The following is a 20,540-nucleotide window of genomic DNA, read 5'->3' on the forward strand; positions in this document are numbered from 1 at the left end:
CCCGCCTGGAGGGCAGCTGACGGGATTCCCGCATGGCCGCATCGCGTCCTGATGCGATCCGATCAGGAAGGATCGGCAGATTGCGGGGACCTTTGATCTGGGTCAAATCAACGCGCCCCGATCCGCCTAGGTTCATCCCAGCTTCCAGCAAGGAGTCCCAGGGATGACCCACCTCACCGAACGCCTCGACGCCTGGCGCGAGCGCCGCCAGCGCGAACGCGAGATCGCCAACATCACGCCCGAGGAGATCGCCGACTATGGCCTGAGCCGGGCCGAGTTCCGCGACCTCGCCCTCATGCCGTCCGAGCAGATCGCCCGGATGGGGACGATGGCCCGGGTCAACGGCCTCGCGCCCGAGCGGCTGGACGACGACCGCGCGCTCCAGATCGCGGCGGCCCTGACCTGCGCCCATTGCCACGAGCAGCGGCGCTGCCGCGATGCGATCCGCGACGGCGCCACGCGCGAGGACACGGACTTCTGCCCCAACGCCGAAACCTACCGGATGCTCGCCGCCGAATAGGCGGGTTCTGCACCGCCGATCACGCCGTTCCGCGCCGTGGAAGCCGATCCAGCACATCGGGATCGGCCATCCACCCTTCGGACAGATCCAGCCGGGCCAAACGGAGCGGATCGGCCTCCATGAGCCGGACGGCCCAGGCCGCCTGCACGGCGCACAGGAGGGCGTCCAGAGCGTCGCCGGACGGATCCTCGGCCAGCGCCTCCGGAGCCTCGATGCGGAGCCCGAACCGCCGTTGCCCCGCCTCTCCCACGAGGTTGCCCAGCAGCCTCTGGCGCGCCTGCGCCTGGGCCGGGGTCTGCTTGGCCTTCTGGTCGTTCTTGTAAGGCGCGCGGCCGATCAGGGCGCGGGCCGCGACGCCGGGATAGGCCTCCAGGGCGACCCTGTCCGGATCGCCGTCGCAAAGCCCGGGCAGATGGACCCCCGCCCGCCTGAGGTGCCGCACCCCCTCGTAGTGCATGAGCGCCACCGGCACCCCATAAAGCTTCTGCGGGCTCACTGCCCCGGTGCCGCGTTCGTAGCCGCGCGCGTGCTCGCGGTCGCCGGGGGCCCGGTCCGCCTTGTAGGCCTCGAGGGCGTGGCGGAACTCGGCCCGGGTCAGGCTCTCCAGGCGGTCCGCATGGGCGGCCCAGGTCAGGGCCCACCCCATGTTGGTGAGGAACGTGCGGGACTGGGTGAAGGGAAAGTCGAAGCCCGCCACCCAGGGTCCGGGCCTTCGGAGCCAGCCCTGGAATTCGTCCAGGGACCCGATCCCCTCCAGCCTCAGGAAGATCAGGCGGTCGCCGTCCAGCCGGCAGTCCGCCACGCAGATCGGCTTGCGCCGGCCGGGCGCGCTCGTGAAGTCGACGCCCTGGACGAGCACGGGCCCGTCAGACCACCCGCTCCAGCATGAGCCGACGGATGTCCATGATCGCCTTGGCCGGGTTCAGCCCCTTCGGGCAGACCTTGGCGCAGTTCATGATCGTGTGGCAGCGGTAGAGCTTGAACGGATCTTCGAGGTCGTCCAGCCGCTCGCCCGTGGCTTCGTCGCGCGAATCCACGATCCACCGATAGGCGTGCAGGAGCGCCGCCGGGCCAAGGTACCGGTCGCCGTTCCACCAGTAGGAGGGACAGGCCGTCGAGCAGCAGGCGCACAGGATGCACTCGTAGAGGCCGTCAAGCAGCTTGCGGTCCTGCGGCGACTGCCGCCATTCCTTCTCGGGCGGGTTGGTGTAGGTTTCGAGCCAGGGGCGCACGCTCGCGTGCTGGCCGAAGAAGTGCGACAGGTCCGGCACCAGGTCCTTGATCACCGGCATGTGCGGCAGCGGGTAGATGCGGACGTCGCCCTTCACCTCGTCGATGCCGGTGATACAGGCCAGCCCGTTCACGCCGTCGATGTTCATCGAGCACGAACCGCAGATCCCCTCGCGGCAGGAGCGCCGGAAGGCTAGGGTCGGATCGACGAGGTCCTTGATGTAGATGAGCGCGTCCAGGATCATCGGCCCGCAGTTGTCCAGGTCGACGAAGTAGGTGTCGACCCGCGGGTTCGCCCCGTCCTCGGGGTCCCAGCGGTAGATGCGGAACGTCTTGAGGTTCGTCGCGCCCTCGGGCTTGGGCCAGGTCTTGCCCACGCTCATGCGGCTGTTCTTGGGAAGGCGAAGCTGGACCATCTCTCGTTCCTCGGGCTGTCGGGCCAGGCGGCGATCCGCCCGGGCCGGAATCTTATTGCTTCAGGGTGGCCTCGACGCAGCCGATCGTCTCCTGCCGCGCGAGGACGTTGGTGACGATCGAGCCGATCTCCTGGGAGGGTCCGGGAGCGCTGGCCATGGCGGACCGCTCCTCGGGCGTGGCATGCGCGACGACGCAGGCGGCCAGGACCTGACCATGGTAGCCCGGCGCCAGTTCCTGGAGCATCGGCGTGATCAGGGCGTTGGCGCGGGTTGCCTCCTCGTCCGTGGACTGGGCCAGGGCCGGGGCGGCCAGCAGGCCGAGCGTCAGGATCAGGACAGGCTTCATGCGGGGCTCCCTTCAGGATCGCAGTCGGGGCGGACGGATCGGCGCGGCGCCCGTCCTTTGATAGACGCAGTCGGTGTAGACCTGGATCGGATCGCGCCCGGCCAGGTAGTCGCCCGTGACACCAATCGCGACCCCACCGAACGGCCCGTCGTCGGAGTTCGCGCCGAGCACGACCGATCCGGTGGGCCCCTGCGCCCCCCGTGCGCGCTGCTCGCAGACCTGAGCGGCGCGTTCGGGATCGACCGGGGTGGGTTCGCACGCCGCCAGGACCAGGGTCCCGGCGACCAGTGTCAGGGCGGCTCGCAGCATCAGTAGACCCTCGCCTTGGGGGCAATCTTCTTCGGGTCGATGCCGCCCTGCTCGGGCTGGGTGAGAGGCTCGGTGTGCACCGGGCGGTAGGCCAGCGTGACCCTCGTCCCATCCACATAGGACAGGGTGTGCTTGCGCCAGTTCACATCGTCGCGTTCGGGGAAGTCCTCGTGGGCGTGGGCCCCCCGGCTTTCCTTCCGCGCCTCGGCCGAGACGATGGTAGCCAGCGCGTTCGGCATGAGGTTGGTGAGCTCGAGCGTTTCCACCAGGTCCGTGTTCCAGATCAGGCCACGGTCCGACACGCGCAGGTCGTCCATCCTGGACGCCACGGCGGTCATGCGCTCCACGCCCTGGGCCAGGGACTTGGAGTCGCGGAACACGGCCGCGTCCTCCTGCATCGTGCGCTGCATCTGCTGGCGCAGGTCGGCGGTGCCGACGCTGCCCTTGGCGCGGCGCAGCGCGTCGAAGCGGCCCAGCGCGAAGTCGATCGCCTCCTTGGGGATGTCCGCGTTCGCGGTGCCGGGCTTCACGACCTCGGCCGCGCGGATCGCCGCGGCCCGCCCGAAGACCACCAGGTCGATGAGAGAGTTGGACCCCAGGCGGTTGGCCCCGTGCACGCTGGCGCTGCCGGCCTCGCCCACGGCCATGAGGCCGGGCGACACGCGGTCGGGGTCGTCCGCCGTCGGGTTCAGCACCTCGCCCCAGTAGTTCGTGGGAATGCCGCCCATGTTGTAGTGGACCGTGGGCAGGACCGGGACCGGCTCCTTGGTCAGGTCCACGCCGGCGAAGATGCGGGCCGATTCGGTGATCCCCGGCAGCCGCTCATGCAGGGTCTCGGGCGGCAGGTGGCTCAGGTTCAGGTGGATGTGGTCCTTGCGCTTGCCGACCCCCCGCCCTTCGCGGATTTCCAGCGTCATGCAGCGCGAGACCACGTCGCGCGACGCGAGATCCTTGTAGGTCGGCGCGTAGCGCTCCATGAACCGCTCGCCCTCGCTGTTCGTGAGGTAGCCCCCCTCGCCCCGCGCGCCTTCGGTGATGAGGCAGCCCGCGCCGTAGATCCCCGTCGGGTGGAACTGCACGAACTCCATGTCCTGGAGCGGCAGGCCCTGCCGCGCGACCATGCCGTTGCCGTCGCCCGTGCAGGTGTGGGCCGAGGTCGCCGAGAAGTAGGCCCGCCCGTAGCCGCCCGTGGCCAGCACCACCATCTTGGCGGTGAAGACATGCAGCGTCCCGTTGGCGAGATCCCAGGCCACAACGCCCCGGCAGTCGCCCTCGGGCCCCATCAGCAGGTCGGTTGCGAAGTACTCGACGTAGAACTCGGCCTTCTGCTTCACGCTCTGGCCATAGAGCGTGTGCAGGATGGCGTGGCCCGTCCGGTCGGCGGCGGCGCAGGTGCGCTGGACCGGCGGGCCTTCCCCGAACTCGGTCGTGTGGCCGCCGAAGGGCCGCTGGTAGATCTTGCCTTCCTCGGTCCGGCTGAAGGGCACGCCATAATGGTCCAGCTCGTAGACCGCCTTGGGCGCCTCGCGGGCGAGGTACTCCATGGCGTCCATGTCGCCCAGCCAGTCCGACCCTTTCACGGTGTCGTACATGTGCCATTGCCAGTGGTCCGGCCCCATGTTGCCCAGCGAGGCGGCGATGCCCCCCTGCGCCGCGACGGTGTGGGAGCGGGTCGGGAACACCTTGGTGATGCAGGCGGTCTTGAGCCCGCGCTCCACCATGCCGAGCGTCGCGCGAAGGCCCGCGCCCCCGGCGCCGACCACGACCACGTCGTAGGCATGCGTCTCGTAAGGATAGGCGGTCATGGGAACCCCGATCAGAGGGCGATCCGCGCCACGGCGAACAGGCCGGCGGCAAGGATCGCGTAGGTGACACAGATGGCGGCGATGATCATCACGCGGCGCGGAGTGCCGTGGGCATAATCCTCGAGCACGACCTGCACGCCATGGCGGAAGTGCACGAGCCCGACGAGCAGCGTCAGCCCGAACAGGATGGCGACGAAGGGATTCCGCAGCGCCGCCACGGCCTGCTCGTAGGGACGGCCCAGGATCACGCCGAAGGTGAAGATGAACAAGGGGATCAGCACGACCAGCGCCACCGAGGTGACGATGTTGGTCCAGTGATGGTGCGTGCCGTCCCCGGAGGCCCCCAGGTTCTCGGCGCGCTTGCGGGCGGTGGTGTAGGAGGCCATGGCGTCACACGCTCCAGAGGATGACCACGGTGAGGGCCGTCAGGACGAAGGACAGGCCCACGATGATCTTGCCGAAGGTTTCCGCCTGATGGATCTCCATGAAGCGGCCGGTGGACCAGACGAGGTGCCGGATGCCCGCCAGCGTATGGTACCAGAGCGCCCAAAGGCTCCCCAGTAGGACGAGGTCGCCGAACCAGCTCCGCAGCACGGCGTCGGCCGTGGCGAAGGCCCCGGGGCCGGTCGCGGCGGCCAGCAGCCACCACACGATCAGCACGGTCCCGACGATGAGGGCGTTGCCGGTGATCCGCGTCAGGATCGACGTCATGGAGGTCCACTGGGGCCGGTAGTACGGCCCGATCATGAACGGCGAAAGCGGACGGTTGCCGCGCGGGATTTCAGGCATGTCTGTCCCTGAGCTTTGGCCTCGGAGCTATGCTCCCTTGACCGATTTTCCAGGCGCTGTCACGCGCCTGTGCAGCGGAAAATGCCGCAAGAGCGAATGGTTTCGCTAACATTCGACTGCTTGTGATCGCAGCCCGCAAGGGCGTGATCACAACGCTGGAACAACGAAGGGCGGATGATTCTCGCCCCTCCGGTTCCTCGGACCAGCCTCTGCATGGCTGGCCGCGTTGCCACCCTGCTCCATGCCGACCGTCTTTGCCCGGCACCCCAGAGGCTGGCGCAGCCCCTCTAGGCGCTCCGGACCCTGGCCCTTGCGCCGTCCAGGGAGGGTTCGCGTCCTCAGCCCCGCAGGAGACCCCCTCGGCGTGGCTCGACGGCGCACAGTGCCATGCCCGGCGCCTGCCCGAGCGGGTCGGCCAGGGACCTGACCGGCGCGCTCGCGTCGGTCAGGGTCCTGCTGAAACGAGGATCACCGGTCAGCGCGGTCCCGTTGGGCTGGCCGCCCGGACCCCGCGCCATCCACGAGGTCAGCCTAGAAGGCGAAGGGCGCCACGGAGACGCGGCGTCCAAGGGTCATCGCATCGGCCACATGGGTCAGCGGCGAAAGATCCACGTCCGACTCCCCCCGCTCGACCAGTTCGGCCATGCGGGCGTAAAGAGCAGGGTATTCCTCGATCTCAGCCGCGGGCTGCGCCTGCCCGTCGATCCAAAGCTCGTTGCCGCCGAACTTCAGCACGGCCGAACCTTCGGTGGTGTGGATCTCCATGTCCCAGGTCTGCGGCCCGGTCTGGAGCCAGTCGAGCTCCATCGACACCCCACGCGAGAATTCCACCCGTGCGGCGATGGGGGTCTGGCGGCCCTCCGGGAAGGCCAGCTCGGCCCGGATCACATGGACGGGCTTGGGCAGGACCTCGGTCAGGATCGACAGCGCGTTGATGCCCGGGTCGAAGACGCCCAGGCCGCCGGGCTCGAAGACCCATTCCTGGCCGGGATGCCAGTGGCGGACATCCTCCTTCCAGGTGATCTTGCCTCCCGTGACCTCCTTGCCGGCGAGGAAGGCCTTGGCCCCCGCGACCCCCTTGCCCATCCGGCTGTGCCAGGTGGCGAACAGGGTGACGCCCGCCTCGGCGGCGAGCCGCTGCAACTCGTGCACCTCGGACAGCGTCTGCCCCGGCGGCTTTTCCAGCATGACGTGGCGGCCCGCCTTCAGCGCCTTGCGGGCGTACTGGAACCGCGGCTGCGGCGGCAGGCACAGCGAGACGACCTCGATGTCCGGCCGCTCGGACAGCAGCACGTCGAAGTCGCGGAAGGTCGGGATGCCCTCCACGCTCCCCTGTCGGCTGACGGTCGCCGCCAGCTCCCAGTCCGGCGAGGCGTCGATCGCCGGGACGTGCTGGTCCCGTGCGATCTTGCCCACGCCGACGATGCAGACCTTGCGGTTCGCCATCAGTGGGAGTCCTTGCCCACGGGCGCGCCGCGGCAGCCCTTGAGGAAGTCGAGGTCCGCCCCGGTGTCCGCGCCGCCCACATGCAGGTGGTGGAGCATCGCGTAGCCGCCCTCGGGCGCGGTGGCCTGCGGCACCCACTCGGCCAGCCGGCGCGCGATCTCCTCGGCCGGAAGGTCAAGATGCAGGCGCCGGTTCGGCACATCGAGCTCGATCATGTCGCCGTCCCGCACGATGGCGAGCGGTCCGCCCGCCGCCGCCTCGGGCGAGGTGTGCAGCACGACCGTCCCGTAGGCCGTCCCCGACATCCGCGCGTCCGAGATGCGCACCATGTCGGTGATGCCCTTGCGCAGCACCTTGGGCGGCAGGCCCATGTTCCCGACCTCGGCCATGCCCGGATAGCCCTTGGGCCCGCAGTTCTTCAGGACCATCACGCAGGTCTCGTCGATGTCGAGCGCCTCGTCGTTGATCTTGCGCTTGTAGTCGTCGATGTCCTCGAACACGACGGCGCGGCCCCGGTGCGTCATCAGCGCCGGCGTCGCGGCCGAGGGCTTCAGCACGGCGCCGTTGGGCGCGAGGTTGCCCTTGACCACGACGATCCCGCCCGACTGGGTCAGGGCCTTGTCATTCGACAGGATCACGTCGTCGTTGTGGTTCTCGACGTCCTTGACCTGCGCCCAGGCGGTCTCGCCCGAGACGGTCAGCGCGTCGTTGTGCAGGAGGCCCATCTCGCCCAGCCGCTTGATGACGACAGGCAGGCCGCCCGCGTAGAAGAACTCCTCCATCAGGTACTTGCCCGACGGCATCAGGTTCACGATCGTCGGCACGTCCCGCCCGCAGCGGTCCCAGTCGTCGAGCGTGAGGTCGATCCCGACCCGCCCCGCGATCGCCAGGAGGTGGATCACCGCGTTGGTGGACCCGCCGATGGCCGCGTTGGTGCGGATCGCGTTCTCGAAGGCCTGCTTCGTCAGGATGTCCGAGGGCTTCAGGTCGTCCTTGACCATCTGCACGATCCGCCGGCCCGACAGCTGCGCCATGGTGCGCCGCCGCGAATCCACCGCCGGGATGGCGGCGTTCCCCGACAGCGCCATCCCCAGCGCCTCGGCCATGGAGGCCATCGTCGAGGCCGTCCCCATCGTGTTGCAGGACCCCGCGGACCGGCTCATGGACGCCTCGGCCTCCAGGAAGTCCTCGGCGGTCATCTGCCCGGCCTTCACCATCTCCGAGAACTTCCAGAGATGGGTGCCCGAGCCGACCCGCTCGCCCCGGAAATGGCCGTTCAGCATCGGCCCGCCGGTCACGACGATCGAGGGGATGTCGCAGGAGGCCGCGCCCATCAGCAGCGACGGCGTGGTCTTGTCGCAGCCCACCAGCAGCACGCAGCCGTCGATCGGCTGGCCACGGATCGTCTCCTCGACTGCCATGGCAGCGAGGTTGCGAAACATCATCGCCGTCGGGCGGAAGGTCGACTCGGACACCGAGAACACCGGCACTTCCACCGGGAAGCCGCCCGCCTCGTAGATGCCGTTCTTCACCTTCTGCGCCAGGATATCGAGGTGCGCGTTGCAGGGGTTCAGCTCGGACCAGGTGTTCAGGATGCCGATCACCGGCCGCCCGTCGAACATGTCGTGCGGGTAGCCTTGGTTCTTCATCCAGCCGCGGTGGTAGATGTTGTCGCGGCTCGTGCCGCCCCACCATTCCTGCGAGCGCAGTTTCCGGGGCCAGGGGGCTGGGGTGAACGCCATGATGGACCTCTAGAGCTGACGGACGGTGGCGACGCCCCGGTCGGCGTCGATGGCAAGCGGATTGCGCAGCGCCAGGCCGAAGGCCGGGGCCTCGATCTCGAAAACGTCGCCGGGCTCGGGTTTGATCCCATCCGCGAAGGACAGGGTCGCCGTCCCGAACATGTGCACGTGCACGTCGCCCGGCTGGCAGAACAGCGGGTACTTGAAGTGATGGTGCTCCAGGTTGGCGAAGCTGTGGCTCATGTTCGCCTCGCCCGACAGGAAGGGCTTCTGCCAGATCACCTGCCCGCCGCGGCTGATGCGGCTCGCGCCCTGGATGTCCTGGGGCAGTTCGCCCACGAGGATCTCGGGCCCGAAGCTCGCCGGACGCAGCTTGGAATGGGCGAGGTAGAGGTAGTTGATCCGCTCGGTCACGTGGTCTGAGAACTCGTTGGCGAGAGCCCAGCCCACGCGGGCGGGGGCGCCATCCTCGCCGATCACGTAGATCCCCGCGATCTCCGGCTCCTCGCCGCCGTCCAGCGCGAAGGCCGGGCTGACCAGCGGTTGCCCGGGCGCGACGACATGGATGCCGTTGCCCTTGTAGAACCACTCCGGCTGGACGCCCGGAAGGCTGGCCGGCTTTCCGTCCTCCAGACCCATGCGGAACATCTTCATGGAATCGGTGGCGTCGTCCGCGCTGGCTTTGGCGTGCATCGCACTCCGGGTGGACGCGCTTCCCAGGTGGGTCAGGCCCGTCCCCGTCAGGTGCAGGTGCGCCGGGTCGGGGTGGTGGATGGGCGCCAGCAGACGCCCTTCCTCGGCCATGACGACCAGGTCCACGGCCTCGCCCAGGCCGTGCGCCGCGACCGTCTCCGCAAGCGTGCGCCCCGAGGCGATCGCCTCGAGCGCGAGGTCGCGCACGGAGCTCGCCCCCTTCACCAGCGCCGCCTCCGAGCCATCGCGCGCGACGACTCCGACCCCTCCCTCGGGCCGCTTGATCTGGGACAGGAGCATTATGTCCTCACTTGGATTTGTTGTAGACGTCGAAGATCACCGCGGCGAGGAGCACGAGCCCCTTGATCACCTGCTGGTAGTCGATGCCGATCCCCAGGATCGACATGCCGTTGTTCATCACGCCCATGATGAAGGCGCCGATGATCGCCCCCACGATGCGGCCCGAGCCGCCCGCCGAGGAGGCGCCGCCGATGAACACGGCCGCGATCACGTCGAGCTCGAAGCCCGTGCCCGCCTTGGGCGTGGCCGAGTTCAGGCGCGCCGTCACGATCATGCCGGCCAGCGCCGCCAGGACGCCCATGTTCACGAAGGTGAAGAAGGTCAGCCGGTCGGCGTTGATCCCCGACAGCCGCGCCGCCTTGAGGTTGCCCCCGATCGCGTAGATCCGGCGGCCCAGCGTCGTCGATTCGGCCAGGAAGGCGTAAAGGATCGTCAGCACGGCCATCGAGACGGCCACGTTCGGGATGCCGCGGAAGCCGGCGAGCTTCCAGCCCACGAAGACCAGGGCCGCGGCCATGATGCCGTTGCGGATCCAGAAGATGGCCCCGGGCTCGGCCTCCATGCCATGGGCGATGTTGCGCGCCCGCGACCGGACTCCCATGAAGAGGATGGCGACGGCCGCGACCACCGCCACCACGAGGGCGAGGTAGTTCGGCCGGTCCGGCCCGAAGATGTCCGGCACGAAGCCGGTCGAGAGCGACTGGAACGAGTTCGGGAACGGCCCGATGTTCTGGCCGCCCAGCAGCCAGAGCGTGAGCCCCCGGAACACCAGCATCCCCGCCAGCGTCACGATGAAGGACGGGATGCGCCAGTAGGCGATCCAGTAGCCCTGCGCCGCGCCGATGATGCCCCCGACCACGAGGCCGGCAGGGATCACGGCATAGATGGGCCAGTCCATGTTGACGGTCAGCACCGCGGCCACGGCGCCCACGAAGGCCGCCACCGATCCCACCGACAGGTCGATGTGCCCCGCCACGATGACGAGCAGCATCCCCAGAGCCATGATGATGACGTAGCTGTTCTGGAGGAACAGGTTGGTGATGTTCTGCGGGTTGAGGAAGTCCACCCCGATCATCGCCCGCACGAGGATGACGAAGAATGCGACGATGGCGATCAGCGCCAGCAGCATCCCGTATTCCCGGAGGTTGTCCTTGAGGTAGGCCGCGCCCGAGCGTCCGTTGACGCTCAGGCCCTCGCCTTCGCGCAGGCCGCCGACCCCGCGCTCGCCCGGGCCGAGCCGGGTGTTGTTCACGTCAGCCATGCGCGGCCTCCATCTCGATGTGTTCCTGCGCCTCGTGCTCGCGCACGATGAGCGACATGATCTTTTCCTGGCTCGCCTCGGCGGCCGTCAGCTCGCCCACGAAGGCGCCCTCGGCCATGACGTAGATGCGGTCGCACATGCCCAGGAGCTCGGGCATCTCCGAGGAGATCATCACGACCCCCCTGCCCTCGTCAGCCAGCTTGTTCATGATGCCGTAGATCTCGAACTTGGCGCCCACGTCGATGCCGCGCGTGGGCTCGTCGAGGATCAGCACCTGCGGCTCGGTGAACAGCAGCTTCGACAGCAGCACCTTCTGCTGGTTGCCCCCCGACAGGTTCACCACCCGCTGGAAGACGTTGGGCGTGCGGATGTTCATCGCGGCCTTGTAGCGCGTGGCCACCCGCTGCTCCGCCGCCTCGTCCAGCACCCCGCTCTTCGAGACGCCCCTGAGGTTGGCGAGGCTGATGTTCGTCACGATGGGCTCGTCGAGGATCAGGCCCAGCGCCTTGCGGTCCTCGGTCACGTAGGCGAGCCCGGCCCCGATCGCGCGCGGCACGGTCGAGACGTCCACCTCGCGCCCGCCGATCCGGACGCTGCCGCGGATGTCCTTGCCCCAGCTGCGCCCGAAGAGCGACATGGCGAACTCGGTCCGGCCCGAGCCCATGAGCCCCGCGATGCCCACGATCTCGCCCTTGCGGACGCTGAAGCTCACGTTGCGGACAAAGTCGCGGTCCATGTGCTCGGGATGCTTGGCGGACCAGCCCTTCACCTCCATGAGCACCTCGCGCGGGTTCCTCACCCGCTCGGGGTAGCGGTGCGCCATGTCGCGGCCCACCATGTCCCGCACGATCCGGTCCTCGGTCACCTCGCCCGCATGGGCGTCGAGCGTGGACACCGTGGCGCCGTCGCGGATCACCGTCACCCGGTCCGCCACGCGCCGCACCTCGTTGAGCTTGTGCGAGATGATGATCGACGTCACGCCCTGCGCCTTGAGCTCGAGCAGGAGGTCGAGCAGCTTCTGGCTGTCGTTCTCCTGGAGCGCGGCGGTGGGCTCGTCCAGGATCAGCAGGCGCACGTTCTTCGACAGCGCCTTGGCGATCTCGACGAGCTGCTGCTTGCCCACGCCCAGGTCGCCGACCGGCTTGGTCGGGGCCTCGCGGAGGCCGACCTTGGCCAGCAGCCCCTCGGTCAGGCGATAGGTTTCGCGCCAGTCGATGACGCCGCCCCGGGCCTGCTCGTTGCCCAGGAAGATGTTCTCGGCAATGCTGAGGAGCGGCACCAGCGCCAGCTCCTGGTGGATGATGACGATGCCGGCGGCCTCGGAGTCGTGGATGCCGCGGAACCGCGCCTCCTGCCCGGCAAAGCGGATCACGCCCTCGTAGGTGCCGTGCGGATAGACGCCGGACAGGACCTTCATCAGCGTCGATTTGCCCGCGCCGTTCTCGCCGCAGATGGCGTGGATCTCGCCCTCGCGGACCTGCACCGTCACGTCGTCGAGCGCGCGCACGCCCGGGAATGTCTTGGAGATGCTCTGCATCTCAAGGAGGACGCTCATCGCCGCACCCTTCTCACGGATGAAAATGGGGGCGCCCGCAGACTCGCGGGCGCCCCCGGACAGGTCAGATCACTGGATCTGGTCGGCGGTGTAGTAGCCGGACCCCACGAGGATGTCCTCGTAGTTGGTGGCGTCCACCGAGACGGGCTCGAGCAGGTAGGACGGAACGACCTTGACGCCGTTGTTGTAGGTCTCGGTGTCGTTCACCTCGGGCTCCTGGCCCTGCAGGACCGCGTCCACCATCTTGACGGTGACGCCGGCCAGCTCGCGGGTGTCCTTGAAGATGGTCGAGTACTGCTCGCCCGCGATCATGGACTTCACGGACGGAACCTCGGCGTCCTGGCCGGTCACGATCGGCATCGCCATGTCGCCCGAGCCGTAGCCCACGCCCTTGAGCGAGGACAGGATGCCGATGCTGAGGCCGTCATAGGGCGACAGCACGCCGTGGATGGTCTTGTCGCCGTAGTTGGCCGACAGGAGGTTGTCCATGCGGGACTGGGCGGTCGCGGGGTCCCAGCGCAGGGTGCCGACCACGTCCATGCCCATCTGGCCCGACGGGATCACGACGTCGCCCGCGTCGATCAGCGGCTGGAGGACCGACATCGCGCCATCGTAGAAGAAGTAGGCGTTGTTGTCGTCCGGCGAGCCGCCGAACAGCTCGACGTTCCAGGGCTTCTGGTCGGCAAAGCGCTCGTTCAGGCCCTTCACCAGCGACTCGGCCTGCTGCACGCCGACCTGGAAGTTGTCGAAGGTGGCGTAGTAGTTCACGTTCTCGCTGTCGCGGATCAGGCGGTCGTAGGCGATGACCGGGATGCCCGCGGCGGCGGCGTTCTCGAGGGCGGACGACAGGGTGGTCCCGTCGATGGCCGCGATCACGAGGGCGTCCACGCCCTGCGAGATCATGTTCTCGATCTGCGACAGCTGGGTCGGGATGTCATCCTCGGCGTATTGCAGGACGGTGCCGTAGCCGGCCGCCTGGAACTGCTGCTCCATCGAGTGGCCGTCCGAGATCCAGCGGGCCGAGGACTGCGTCGGCATCGCGATGCCGATCGTGCCCTTGTCCTGGGCGAAGGCGGGGGCGCCGAGACCCACGGCAAGGGTGCATGCGGCCAGGGCCGCGGAGACGATCTTCATTACTTTCCTCCCAATGCGCCGCGCCCTCTTGCGCGGCCGCAACGAAACGCCGGCAGGCCCTCGTCCAGGGCTCCGTGGCTGACGCGCAAGATGGCGAGGCTTGCTGTCACCGTCAAAGCGCAATATCGCCGGATCGTCATATCAGGGCTGGTATATATGGACGCGACAGTTAACGCTAACGGTCGCCTGCTGCGGCGGGGGCTCAAGCTCGGCCACCTCCGCCTGATGGCCGCCCTGGGCGAGACCGCCGCCATCGGCGTCGCCGCCGCGCGGCTTGGGATCACCCAGCCCGCCGCCTCGCGCCTGATGGCCGAGATCGAGGAGATCGCCGGACGGCCGGTGCATCTGCGGGCCGGGCGGGGGATCCAGCTCACCCCCGAGGGCGAGGCGCTGTCCCGCCGCGCCGTCCGCGCCCTGGCCGAGCTTGGCGCGGCCGAGCGGGAGATGGCCGACCTGGGCCACGGGCTGTCCGGCCATGTCCGCCTGGGTTCGGTCACCGGCCCGGCGCTCGACCGCGTGCTGCCGGCCCTGCGCGCCGCGCGCGTGGCCCTGCCCAACGTCACCACCGAGGTCGTCGTCGCCCCCTCCGAGCCGCTGGGCGACCTGCTGCTGTCCGGCCAGATCGACTTCGCCCTGGCCCGCCTGCCCGATGGCCGCGACCCGGCTCTCTTCGACCTCGACCCCATGGGTGACGAGCCGGTGTCCATCGTCGTGCGGCCCGGGCATGCCCTCCTGCGCGCGGAGCAGCTCCAGCCCGAGGACCTGATGGCCTATGACTGGGTCCTGCCCGAGCCCGGAACCCTTCTGCGCCGCACGGTGCTGGAGCGGCTGGCGGCGCTGGGCCTGCCGCCCCCGCCGGGCCGGCTGTCGACCTCGTCCTTCCTGCTGACCCTGGCCATGCTGCGCGAATCCAACGCAATCGCCCCTCTCGCCGAGGCCGTGGCGCGGCGGTTCGAGGGGCTGCTGACGCTGCCGCTCGACCTGGGGATCGTGGTGCCCACCTACAGCCTGATCCGGCTGCGCGGGGCGCGGCTCACCCCGGCGGCCGAACGGCTGCGGGACCTCGTGCGGTCGCAGACGGACTAGGCGCGGCCCTTCCAGGGCACCAGCGTCCGCTCGCCCCAGCGCATCAGGAGGTCGATGGCGAGGCCGATCACGCCGATCAGCACGATCCCCATGATGACGATGTCGGTCTGCTGGAACTTGGACGCCGCCATGATCATCATGCCGGCCCCCTGGTTCGCGGCGACCAGCTCGGCCGCGACGACGGTGCCCCAGCAGACCCCCATGGCCACCCGCGCGCCCGTGAAGACGTCCGGCAGCGAATTGGGCACGATCACGTGCCACAGCACCTGCGCCCGCGACGCCCCCAGGCTGTAGGCCGCGTGGACCTTGCTCAGCCGCACCCCCGACACCCCCGACCGCGCCGCGATGGCCATGATCCAGAGCGAGGCCAGGAACAGCAGCACGATCTTCCCGGTTTCCCCGATCCCCGCCCAGATGATGACGAGCGGGATGAGCGCGAGCGGCGGGACCGGGCGCATGAACTCCACGATCGGGTCGAACCAGCCCCGGAACCACCCCGACAGGCCCATGGCATAGCCCAGCGGGATGCCCACGATCGCGCCCAGCAGGAACCCGGTCACGACCCGGAACAGCGAATAGCCCAGGTGCTCCCAGAGCGAGGCGTCGCGGTAGCCGCCCTGCGCGATCTCGACCAGGCGCCGCGCCACGGATTCCGGCGGCGGCAGCCAGAGCGGCTCCATCCGCCAGCCGGGGTCGGGCGCGACGTTAAGCGTGCCGCGCGCCGTGACGTTCACCCGGCCCCAGCCCAGGTCCAGCCCCGGGCCGCCCGGCTCCATCGCCGTGCCGTCCACCGCGACGATCCGGGCGCCGTCCGCCGCCGTCACCTCGTCGTTGTCCTGCACCTTGACCAGCGTCGCGCGGCCCGCCCGGATCAGCACGGCGTCGTCCTTGGCAAAGCCCTCGCCCGGCGTTCCGGAGGCGATGTCGGGGGTCTCGCCCTCGGGTCGGACGGCCACGGTCACCGTGGCCTCGTCGCGCGCGCCGTCCGGCGCCTCGGCGGTGTAGGCCAGGCGCCCGTCCCCCACGAAGGGACCCGGCGCCCTGAGCCAGGACGGCACGAGGACCGATCCGGTGAAGGCCGCCCAGAGCAGGAAGATCGCGGCGATGGACAGGACCGACGCCAGGGGCGAGGCGCGCACCGCGCCCGCGTCCCCGAAGGTGACCGTCCGCCGCATCGCGTCCTGCGGCCCGCGGCCGAACAGCCGCCGCGCCCCGCGCCACAGCGCCAGGAGCAGAAGGATCAGCGCCACATAGGCGACGATCCACGGCAGCGCCTTGGCGGCCGCGGACAGCACGCCGCCCACCTCGTTCCAGAATTCGTTCACGCCGGGACGGCTCCGTTCGGGGCGCGCCCCATGATTTCTTCCTCCATGTCCCAGATCATGGACAGGATCTCCTCGCGGCGCAGGGCAAAGTCCGGGTCCCGCTTGACGGCCCGCAGGTCCTGCCCGGCCCCCATCGCCGCGAAGGGCAGCCTTTCGTCGCGGAACACCCGCCCCGGCCGCGGCGCCATGACGACCAGCCGCGCGCCCAAGAGCAGCGCCTCCTCCACGGAGTGCGTGATCAGCACGATCGTCTTCCCCGTCTCCTGCCAAAGCTTCAGGACCAGGCCTTGCATCTTCTCGCGCGTCAGCGCGTCCAGCGCGCCCAGGGGCTCGTCCATGAGGATCACCTCGGGGTCGTTGGCCAGGCACCGCGCCAGCGCCACGCGCTGCTGCATCCCGCCCGACAACTCGTAGACCGCCTTGTCGCCGAAGCCGCCCAGGCCCACGGTCTCGAGCAGGTGGTCCACGACCCCCGCCCGCTCCCGCGCCCGCATCCCCTTCATGCGCGGCCCGAAGCCCACGTTGTCGCGCACGCTCATCCACTCGAAGAGGGCGCCCTGCTGGAACACCATGCCCCGCTCGGCGCCCGGGCCCCTGACCTCGCGCCCGTCCAGCGCCACGCGTCCCTCCGAGGGCGCGAGGAACCCCGCGACGATGTTGAGGAGGGTGGTCTTCCCGCAGCCGGAGGGGCCCAGGATCGACAGCAGCTCCCCCCGCTCCAGCGAAAGGTTGATGTCGCGCAGGGCCTCGACCGTTCCGCCCCCGGGGGGACGGAATCGCATGGACAGGCCGTCGATGACGAGATGGGTCATGGGATCCGTTCGCATGGGGCCGGGGTCGCCCCCGGCCCGCCTGGGCTCAGTTGCCGGTCGCCGCCTTCAGCGGCTCCAGGTCCACGGTCGCGTCGTAGCTGTCCATGGCCGCCGGGATGTTGCCCGACGACTGGAACACGTCCGCCACGCCCTTCATGTACTCCTGCACGCCGCCGCCCAGCCACTTGGCGGACAGCTGGTCCTGCACCGACGGAAAGACGAACCCCGCGAGCGTGTCCTGGACCGAGGCCTCGTCCATCCCCGAATCCTGCGCGATCACCGGGATCATCGCCTCGGCGTCGCCGCCGCCGGCGTTCCAGCGGTCGTTCATCTCGTGCGTGACCTTCAGGAACCCTTCCACGAGGTCCGGATGCTCCTGCACGAAGGCGCGCGGGGCCGAGGTCACGTCGAAGACGAGGATGCCCAGCTCCTCCTTTTCCGGCCCGGTCAGGAGCACGTTGCCCGTTTCCAGCGCCTTGCGCAGGTGGCCGCCCCAGCCGCAGAACATGTCGATCGAGCCTTGGGCAAAGGCCGCGGCCGCGTCCGGCGGCGCCATGTCCACGATGTTCAAGGAGGCGAGATCCACCCCGAAATGCTCCATCTGCTTGAGGAACCCGTAATAGGGCGCGGTGCCCAGCGGCACGCCGACCTTCTTGCCCGGAAGCTCGGTCGCGGCGTTCGACGCGTCGATCTCCAGCGCGTTCTGGACCACGCAGTTGTCGTTGTCCGAATAGGACACCGCGATGTCCAGCGCCACCAGGTCCTGCCCCGCCGAGGTCGCGACCACGAAGGGCGGCAGCCCCTGGCTGATCGAGATGTCCACGTCCCCCGAGGCCATCGCCGCCGACATGGCGGTCCCGGTGTCGAAGGTCACCCACTTGACCGGCACACCCAGCGCCTCCTCGTAGAGGCCCTGCGCCTTCGCGAACTCGAAGGGCATCGGCCATTCGAGGAAGTAGCCCACCGTCAGCCCGTCCTCCTGCGCGGCCGCCGGTCCGGCCAGCGCCGCGACCCCGAGCATCAGCCCGGCCAGCATCGATCCCTTGGTCATCTTCGTCTCCCTGTTGTGGGCCTGTCCGCCGCGTAGACCTCAGCACGGTTTCTGCGGCGGCGAAAAGCATCTTCCGCTCGCAAAAGACGACAAAACAGATCGTGTTACAAGGGGGGACTGCCTCGGGGTTGAAGGACGCCTGCCGCGCGGGCAGGATGCCCAGCGAAACGCCATTCCCGAAGGGCCCGCTGATGGACACGCTCTACGACCGCACCAACGACCCCCGCGCCGTCATCGAGGCCGATCGGGCCCATGTCTGGCATCACCTCGCCCAGCACAAGCCGTTCGAGCCCGGCCCGAACGCCATCGACCCGCGCATCATGGTCGAAGGCCGTGGCCTGCGCATCTGGGACATCAAGGGCAAGGAGCATCTCGACGCGGTCTCCGGCGGCGTCTGGACGGTGAACGTCGGCTACGGGCGCGAGCGCGTCGCCAACGCCGTCCGCGACCAGATCCTCCGGATGTGCTTCTGGGCCGGCGCCCAGGGCACCATCCCCGGCGCCCTTTTCGCCGAGAAGCTGATCGAGAAGATGCCGGGCCTCAGCCGCGTCTATTACGCCAACAGCGGATCCGAGGCCAACGAGAAGGCCTGGAAGATGGTCCGCCAGATCTCCCACAAGCATCACGGCGGCAAGAAGTCCAAGATCCTCTACCGCGACCGCGACTACCACGGCACCACGCTGGCCTGCCTGTCCGCCGGCGGCCAGCAGGAGCGGAACATGCAGTACGGGCCCTTCGCGCCCGGCTTCGTGCAGGTGCCCCACTGCCTCGAATACCGCGCGGGCGACGCCGGCGGCGAGGGCTACGGCGAACGGGCCGCCAACGCCATCGAGGAGGTGATCCTCCGCGAAGGCCCCGACACCATCGGCGCGCTCTGCCTCGAACCCATCACCGCCGGCGGCGGCATCATCGTGCCGCCCCGGGGCTACTGGGAACGCGTGCAGGAGCTTTGCCGCAAGTACGACATCCTCCTCCACATCGACGAGGTCGTCTGCGGCTTCGGGCGCACCGGGACCTGGTTCGGCTACCAGCAGTACGGCGTCCAGCCCGACATCGTGACCATGGCCAAGGGCGTCGCCTCGGGCTACGCCGCGATCTCGTGCTGCGTGACCTCCGAACGGGTCTTCGACATGTTCAAGGACGACACGGACAAGCTGGGCTACTTCCGCGACATCTCGACCTTCGGCGGCTGCACGGCCGGCCCGGCGGCCGCGCTCGAGGTCCTGGCCATCACCGAGGAAGAGGACCTGCTGGGCAACTCCGCCCGCATGGGCGACTACCTGCAGGGCAAGCTCCAGGCCCTCATGGACAAGCACGCGGCCATCGGCGAGGTGCGCGGCCTCGGCCTCTTCCAGGGCGCCGAGCTGGTCGCGGACCGCGAGACCCGCGAGCCCCTGGAGGAGAAGAAGGTCCAGGCCATCGTCGCCGACTGCCTGGCGCAGGGCGTCATCATCGGCGCGTCCAACCGCTCCATGCCCGGCTTCAACAACACGCTGCTCTTCGCGCCCTCGCTGATCGCGACCAAGGACGACCTGGACCAGGTCGTGGCGGCCGTGGATTCGGCGATCGCCAAGGTCACGGCCTGACCCCAGCGGCGCCGGGCGGGGTCCGCCCCGTCCGGTCCGCGCGTTGCCCGCCTGTCCAGCCGTCGGCCCGCGCCTCAGTTCCGCCGCACGAGGCATCCTACCCCCGTCGCGCGCAGATCCCTGCACAGGGTCTCCGCCGCCGCGCGGCTGTCGCGCCCGACCTGCGCGAAATGCCGCGCGCTCCGCATCCCGGGATAACGGGCGCGGCTCACGTCGATCCGCTCCCCGTCCAGCAGCGCCGCATGGGCGCGGACCACGCGTCGCGCCTCCAGCTCCGCCGCGTCCCGGCTGTCCCGCCCGGCCAGGACCACGGCCCAGGGCCGCAGGCGGGGCTCGAAGCCCGGCAGAGCGCGCGCCTCCGCCCGCGCCCGGCAGGCCTGCGCGAACGGCACCCCCGGAGAAAGCGCCAGATCCGGCTCGGGCGTCGGCCCGTCGCGCCACTCGTCCACCCCATGCCCGGTGATCGCGACGACATAGGCGCGCGTCTCGCCCGGGAGGCCGCCGCCCGAGAGGTAGCGGGCCACGCGCTCCTCCCCCGCGTTGTAGGCCGCCGCCGCCAGACCCAGGTTGCCGAACCGCTCCCGCAGGTCGCCCAGGTAGGCGGCCGAGGCCAGGATCGCCTCGGCCGGGTTGAACGGGTCGGCCAGGCCCCGCAGCGCGGCGGTGGCGGGCATGAACTGCGCGATGCCTTGCGCCCCGGCGGGGCTGACCGCCGCCGAATCGAACAGGCTTTCGCGCCAGAGCAGCCGGGCGACGAACCCGGGATCCAGCTGCACGGCCCCGGCCGCGACCTCGATGGTGCGGCACACATCGGCGGCATAGCTGGCCAGGGCGATGCAGGCCCGTCCATCGCCGCTGCACCGCCGCCCGCCCCCTTCCAGCGGCCGCGCCCGCGGGCGAAGCAGTGGCGCCGCGGCCACGGCTGGAACCGCCTCCGCGACCGGCGGCGCGGCCAGCACGACCCCGCCCGGCCCAGGGGCCGCCACGGCAAGCAGAAGAACGGACAGGAGCAGGCGCCGGATCATCCGCCCGGAACCTAAGCCGCCTCCCCCCTGCGGCCAAGCGGGCGGCGGCCCGACCGCGTTGCGCGACCCGGGGGCGACCGTTCGGTGCCCTCTGGAGTCCCCGGCCGGT

20 protein-coding genes are annotated in these 20,540 nt (G+C 69.7%); 3 read left to right on the forward strand and 17 right to left on the reverse strand.

What is annotated here, in order from left to right; all coding sequences use genetic code 11:
* Positions 1–163: 163 nt before the first annotated feature.
* Positions 164–520 carry a hypothetical protein gene (locus J3P31_RS14365; RefSeq protein WP_210529168.1) on the forward strand — a complete coding sequence of 119 codons (357 nt, stop codon included), beginning with the start codon at positions 164–166 and terminating at the stop codon, positions 518–520.
* 19 nt (positions 521–539) lie between these two features.
* Here J3P31_RS14365 and J3P31_RS14370 read toward each other — a convergent pair whose 3' ends face one another.
* The 13 genes from J3P31_RS14370 to chvE all read right to left on the reverse strand — a co-directional run bounded on the left by J3P31_RS14370 (position 540) and on the right by chvE (position 13,546).
* Positions 540–1,379 (reverse strand): DUF429 domain-containing protein, encoded by an 840-nt coding sequence (locus J3P31_RS14370; protein WP_210529169.1) that lies wholly within the window; start codon positions 1,377–1,379, stop codon positions 540–542.
* Between the two features lie 7 nt (positions 1,380–1,386).
* On the reverse strand, positions 1,387–2,166 hold the full coding sequence (locus tag J3P31_RS14375; RefSeq protein WP_210529170.1) for a succinate dehydrogenase iron-sulfur subunit: 780 nt from the start codon (positions 2,164–2,166) through the stop codon (positions 1,387–1,389).
* Positions 2,167–2,218: 52 nt separating this feature from the next.
* A complete protein-coding gene (locus J3P31_RS14380; RefSeq protein ID WP_210529171.1) occupies positions 2,219–2,512 on the reverse strand; it encodes a hypothetical protein in 294 nt (97 codons plus the stop codon).
* A gap of 12 nt (positions 2,513–2,524) precedes the next feature.
* Positions 2,525–2,821 (reverse strand): hypothetical protein, encoded by a 297-nt coding sequence (locus tag J3P31_RS14385; RefSeq protein WP_210529172.1) that lies wholly within the window; start codon positions 2,819–2,821, stop codon positions 2,525–2,527.
* Positions 2,821–4,626, reverse strand: a complete 1,806-nt coding sequence (gene sdhA, locus J3P31_RS14390; RefSeq protein WP_210529173.1) for a succinate dehydrogenase flavoprotein subunit — start codon at positions 4,624–4,626, stop codon at positions 2,821–2,823. The genes J3P31_RS14385 and sdhA overlap by 1 nt, the downstream gene beginning before the upstream one ends.
* Positions 4,627–4,637: 11 nt before the next feature.
* A complete protein-coding gene (gene sdhD / locus J3P31_RS14395; protein WP_210529174.1) occupies positions 4,638–5,012 on the reverse strand; it encodes a succinate dehydrogenase, hydrophobic membrane anchor protein in 375 nt (124 codons plus the stop codon).
* Between the two features lie 4 nt (positions 5,013–5,016).
* On the reverse strand, positions 5,017–5,415 hold the full coding sequence (gene sdhC / locus J3P31_RS14400; RefSeq protein WP_210529175.1) for a succinate dehydrogenase, cytochrome b556 subunit: 399 nt from the start codon (positions 5,413–5,415) through the stop codon (positions 5,017–5,019).
* Between the two features lie 531 nt (positions 5,416–5,946).
* The gene (locus J3P31_RS14405; RefSeq protein ID WP_210529176.1) at positions 5,947–6,861 is read right to left on the reverse strand and encodes a Gfo/Idh/MocA family protein; all 915 of its coding nucleotides are present in this window, start codon (positions 6,859–6,861) and stop codon (positions 5,947–5,949) included.
* The gene (araD, locus tag J3P31_RS14410; protein ID WP_210529177.1) at positions 6,861–8,603 is read right to left on the reverse strand and encodes an L-arabinonate dehydratase; all 1,743 of its coding nucleotides are present in this window, start codon (positions 8,601–8,603) and stop codon (positions 6,861–6,863) included. Before araD ends, J3P31_RS14405 begins: the two co-directional genes overlap by 1 nt.
* Before the next feature lie 9 nt (positions 8,604–8,612).
* The gene (gene araD1 / locus J3P31_RS14415) at positions 8,613–9,596 is read right to left on the reverse strand and encodes an AraD1 family protein (RefSeq protein WP_210529178.1); all 984 of its coding nucleotides are present in this window, start codon (positions 9,594–9,596) and stop codon (positions 8,613–8,615) included.
* Positions 9,597–9,603: 7 nt separating this feature from the next.
* Positions 9,604–10,857, reverse strand: coding sequence for a multiple monosaccharide ABC transporter permease (mmsB, locus tag J3P31_RS14420; RefSeq protein ID WP_210529179.1), 1,254 nt, complete (start codon positions 10,855–10,857; stop codon positions 9,604–9,606).
* Complete coding sequence (gene mmsA / locus J3P31_RS14425; protein ID WP_210529180.1) at positions 10,850–12,412, reverse strand: multiple monosaccharide ABC transporter ATP-binding protein; 1,563 nt, start codon at positions 12,410–12,412, stop codon at positions 10,850–10,852. Before mmsA ends, mmsB begins: the two co-directional genes overlap by 8 nt.
* A 69-nt stretch (positions 12,413–12,481) precedes the next feature.
* Positions 12,482–13,546 carry a multiple monosaccharide ABC transporter substrate-binding protein gene (gene chvE, locus J3P31_RS14430; protein WP_210529181.1) on the reverse strand — a complete coding sequence of 355 codons (1,065 nt, stop codon included), beginning with the start codon at positions 13,544–13,546 and terminating at the stop codon, positions 12,482–12,484.
* A gap of 156 nt (positions 13,547–13,702) precedes the next feature.
* Between chvE and J3P31_RS14435 the strand changes: the two genes are divergently transcribed.
* The gene (locus J3P31_RS14435) at positions 13,703–14,632 is read left to right on the forward strand and encodes a LysR family transcriptional regulator (RefSeq protein ID WP_210529182.1); all 930 of its coding nucleotides are present in this window, start codon (positions 13,703–13,705) and stop codon (positions 14,630–14,632) included.
* Here J3P31_RS14435 and J3P31_RS14440 read toward each other — a convergent pair.
* The 3 genes from J3P31_RS14440 to J3P31_RS14450 form a co-directional block, all read right to left on the reverse strand.
* Positions 14,629–15,861, reverse strand: a complete 1,233-nt coding sequence (locus tag J3P31_RS14440) for an ABC transporter permease (RefSeq protein WP_438270301.1) — start codon at positions 15,859–15,861, stop codon at positions 14,629–14,631. The genes J3P31_RS14435 and J3P31_RS14440 overlap by 4 nt on opposite strands.
* Before the next feature lie 92 nt (positions 15,862–15,953).
* A complete protein-coding gene (locus J3P31_RS14445) occupies positions 15,954–16,769 on the reverse strand; it encodes a taurine ABC transporter ATP-binding protein (protein ID WP_210529183.1) in 816 nt (271 codons plus the stop codon).
* Positions 16,770–16,815: 46 nt separating this feature from the next.
* Positions 16,816–17,820 carry a taurine ABC transporter substrate-binding protein gene (locus J3P31_RS14450; RefSeq protein WP_210529184.1) on the reverse strand — a complete coding sequence of 335 codons (1,005 nt, stop codon included), beginning with the start codon at positions 17,818–17,820 and terminating at the stop codon, positions 16,816–16,818.
* Between the two features lie 191 nt (positions 17,821–18,011).
* On the opposite strand from J3P31_RS14450, the gene J3P31_RS14455 reads away from it, so the two are divergent.
* Positions 18,012–19,406, forward strand: coding sequence for an aminotransferase family protein (locus tag J3P31_RS14455; RefSeq protein ID WP_210529185.1), 1,395 nt, complete (start codon positions 18,012–18,014; stop codon positions 19,404–19,406).
* Positions 19,407–19,480: 74 nt separating this feature from the next.
* Here J3P31_RS14455 and J3P31_RS14460 read toward each other — a convergent pair whose 3' ends face one another.
* On the reverse strand, positions 19,481–20,431 hold the full coding sequence (locus J3P31_RS14460) for a lytic transglycosylase domain-containing protein (protein ID WP_210529186.1): 951 nt from the start codon (positions 20,429–20,431) through the stop codon (positions 19,481–19,483).
* Positions 20,432–20,540 lie beyond the last annotated feature (109 nt).

This window comes from Rubellimicrobium arenae, from assembly GCF_017916275.1.
GTDB classification, from domain to species: domain Bacteria; phylum Pseudomonadota; class Alphaproteobacteria; order Rhodobacterales; family Rhodobacteraceae; genus Rubellimicrobium; species Rubellimicrobium arenae.

Bases quoted from the DNA above. Each gene is read 5' to 3' on its own strand.
- mmsA (WP_210529180.1), bottom strand. From the start codon at position 12,412: ATGAGCGTCCTCCTTGAGATGCAGAGCATCTCCAAGACATTCCCGGGC.
- chvE (WP_210529181.1), bottom strand. From the start codon at position 13,546: ATGAAGATCGTCTCCGCGGCCCTGGCCGCATGCACCCTTGCCGTGGGT.
- J3P31_RS14450 (WP_210529184.1), bottom strand. From the start codon at position 17,820: ATGACCAAGGGATCGATGCTGGCCGGGCTGATGCTCGGGGTCGCGGCG.
- sdhC (WP_210529175.1), bottom strand. From the start codon at position 5,415: ATGCCTGAAATCCCGCGCGGCAACCGTCCGCTTTCGCCGTTCATGATC.
- araD1 (WP_210529178.1), bottom strand. From the start codon at position 9,596: ATGCTCCTGTCCCAGATCAAGCGGCCCGAGGGAGGGGTCGGAGTCGTC.
- J3P31_RS14445 (WP_210529183.1), bottom strand. From the start codon at position 16,769: ATGACCCATCTCGTCATCGACGGCCTGTCCATGCGATTCCGTCCCCCC.
- J3P31_RS14365 (WP_210529168.1), top strand. From the start codon at position 164: ATGACCCACCTCACCGAACGCCTCGACGCCTGGCGCGAGCGCCGCCAG.
- J3P31_RS14405 (WP_210529176.1), bottom strand. From the start codon at position 6,861: ATGGCGAACCGCAAGGTCTGCATCGTCGGCGTGGGCAAGATCGCACGG.
- J3P31_RS14460 (WP_210529186.1), bottom strand. From the start codon at position 20,431: ATGATCCGGCGCCTGCTCCTGTCCGTTCTTCTGCTTGCCGTGGCGGCC.
- J3P31_RS14375 (WP_210529170.1), bottom strand. From the start codon at position 2,166: ATGGTCCAGCTTCGCCTTCCCAAGAACAGCCGCATGAGCGTGGGCAAG.
- sdhA (WP_210529173.1), bottom strand. From the start codon at position 4,626: ATGACCGCCTATCCTTACGAGACGCATGCCTACGACGTGGTCGTGGTC.
- J3P31_RS14385 (WP_210529172.1), bottom strand. From the start codon at position 2,821: ATGCTGCGAGCCGCCCTGACACTGGTCGCCGGGACCCTGGTCCTGGCG.
- J3P31_RS14455 (WP_210529185.1), top strand. From the start codon at position 18,012: ATGGACACGCTCTACGACCGCACCAACGACCCCCGCGCCGTCATCGAG.
- J3P31_RS14380 (WP_210529171.1), bottom strand. From the start codon at position 2,512: ATGAAGCCTGTCCTGATCCTGACGCTCGGCCTGCTGGCCGCCCCGGCC.
- J3P31_RS14435 (WP_210529182.1), top strand. From the start codon at position 13,703: ATGGACGCGACAGTTAACGCTAACGGTCGCCTGCTGCGGCGGGGGCTC.
- sdhD (WP_210529174.1), bottom strand. From the start codon at position 5,012: ATGGCCTCCTACACCACCGCCCGCAAGCGCGCCGAGAACCTGGGGGCC.
- araD (WP_210529177.1), bottom strand. From the start codon at position 8,603: ATGGCGTTCACCCCAGCCCCCTGGCCCCGGAAACTGCGCTCGCAGGAA.
- mmsB (WP_210529179.1), bottom strand. From the start codon at position 10,857: ATGGCTGACGTGAACAACACCCGGCTCGGCCCGGGCGAGCGCGGGGTC.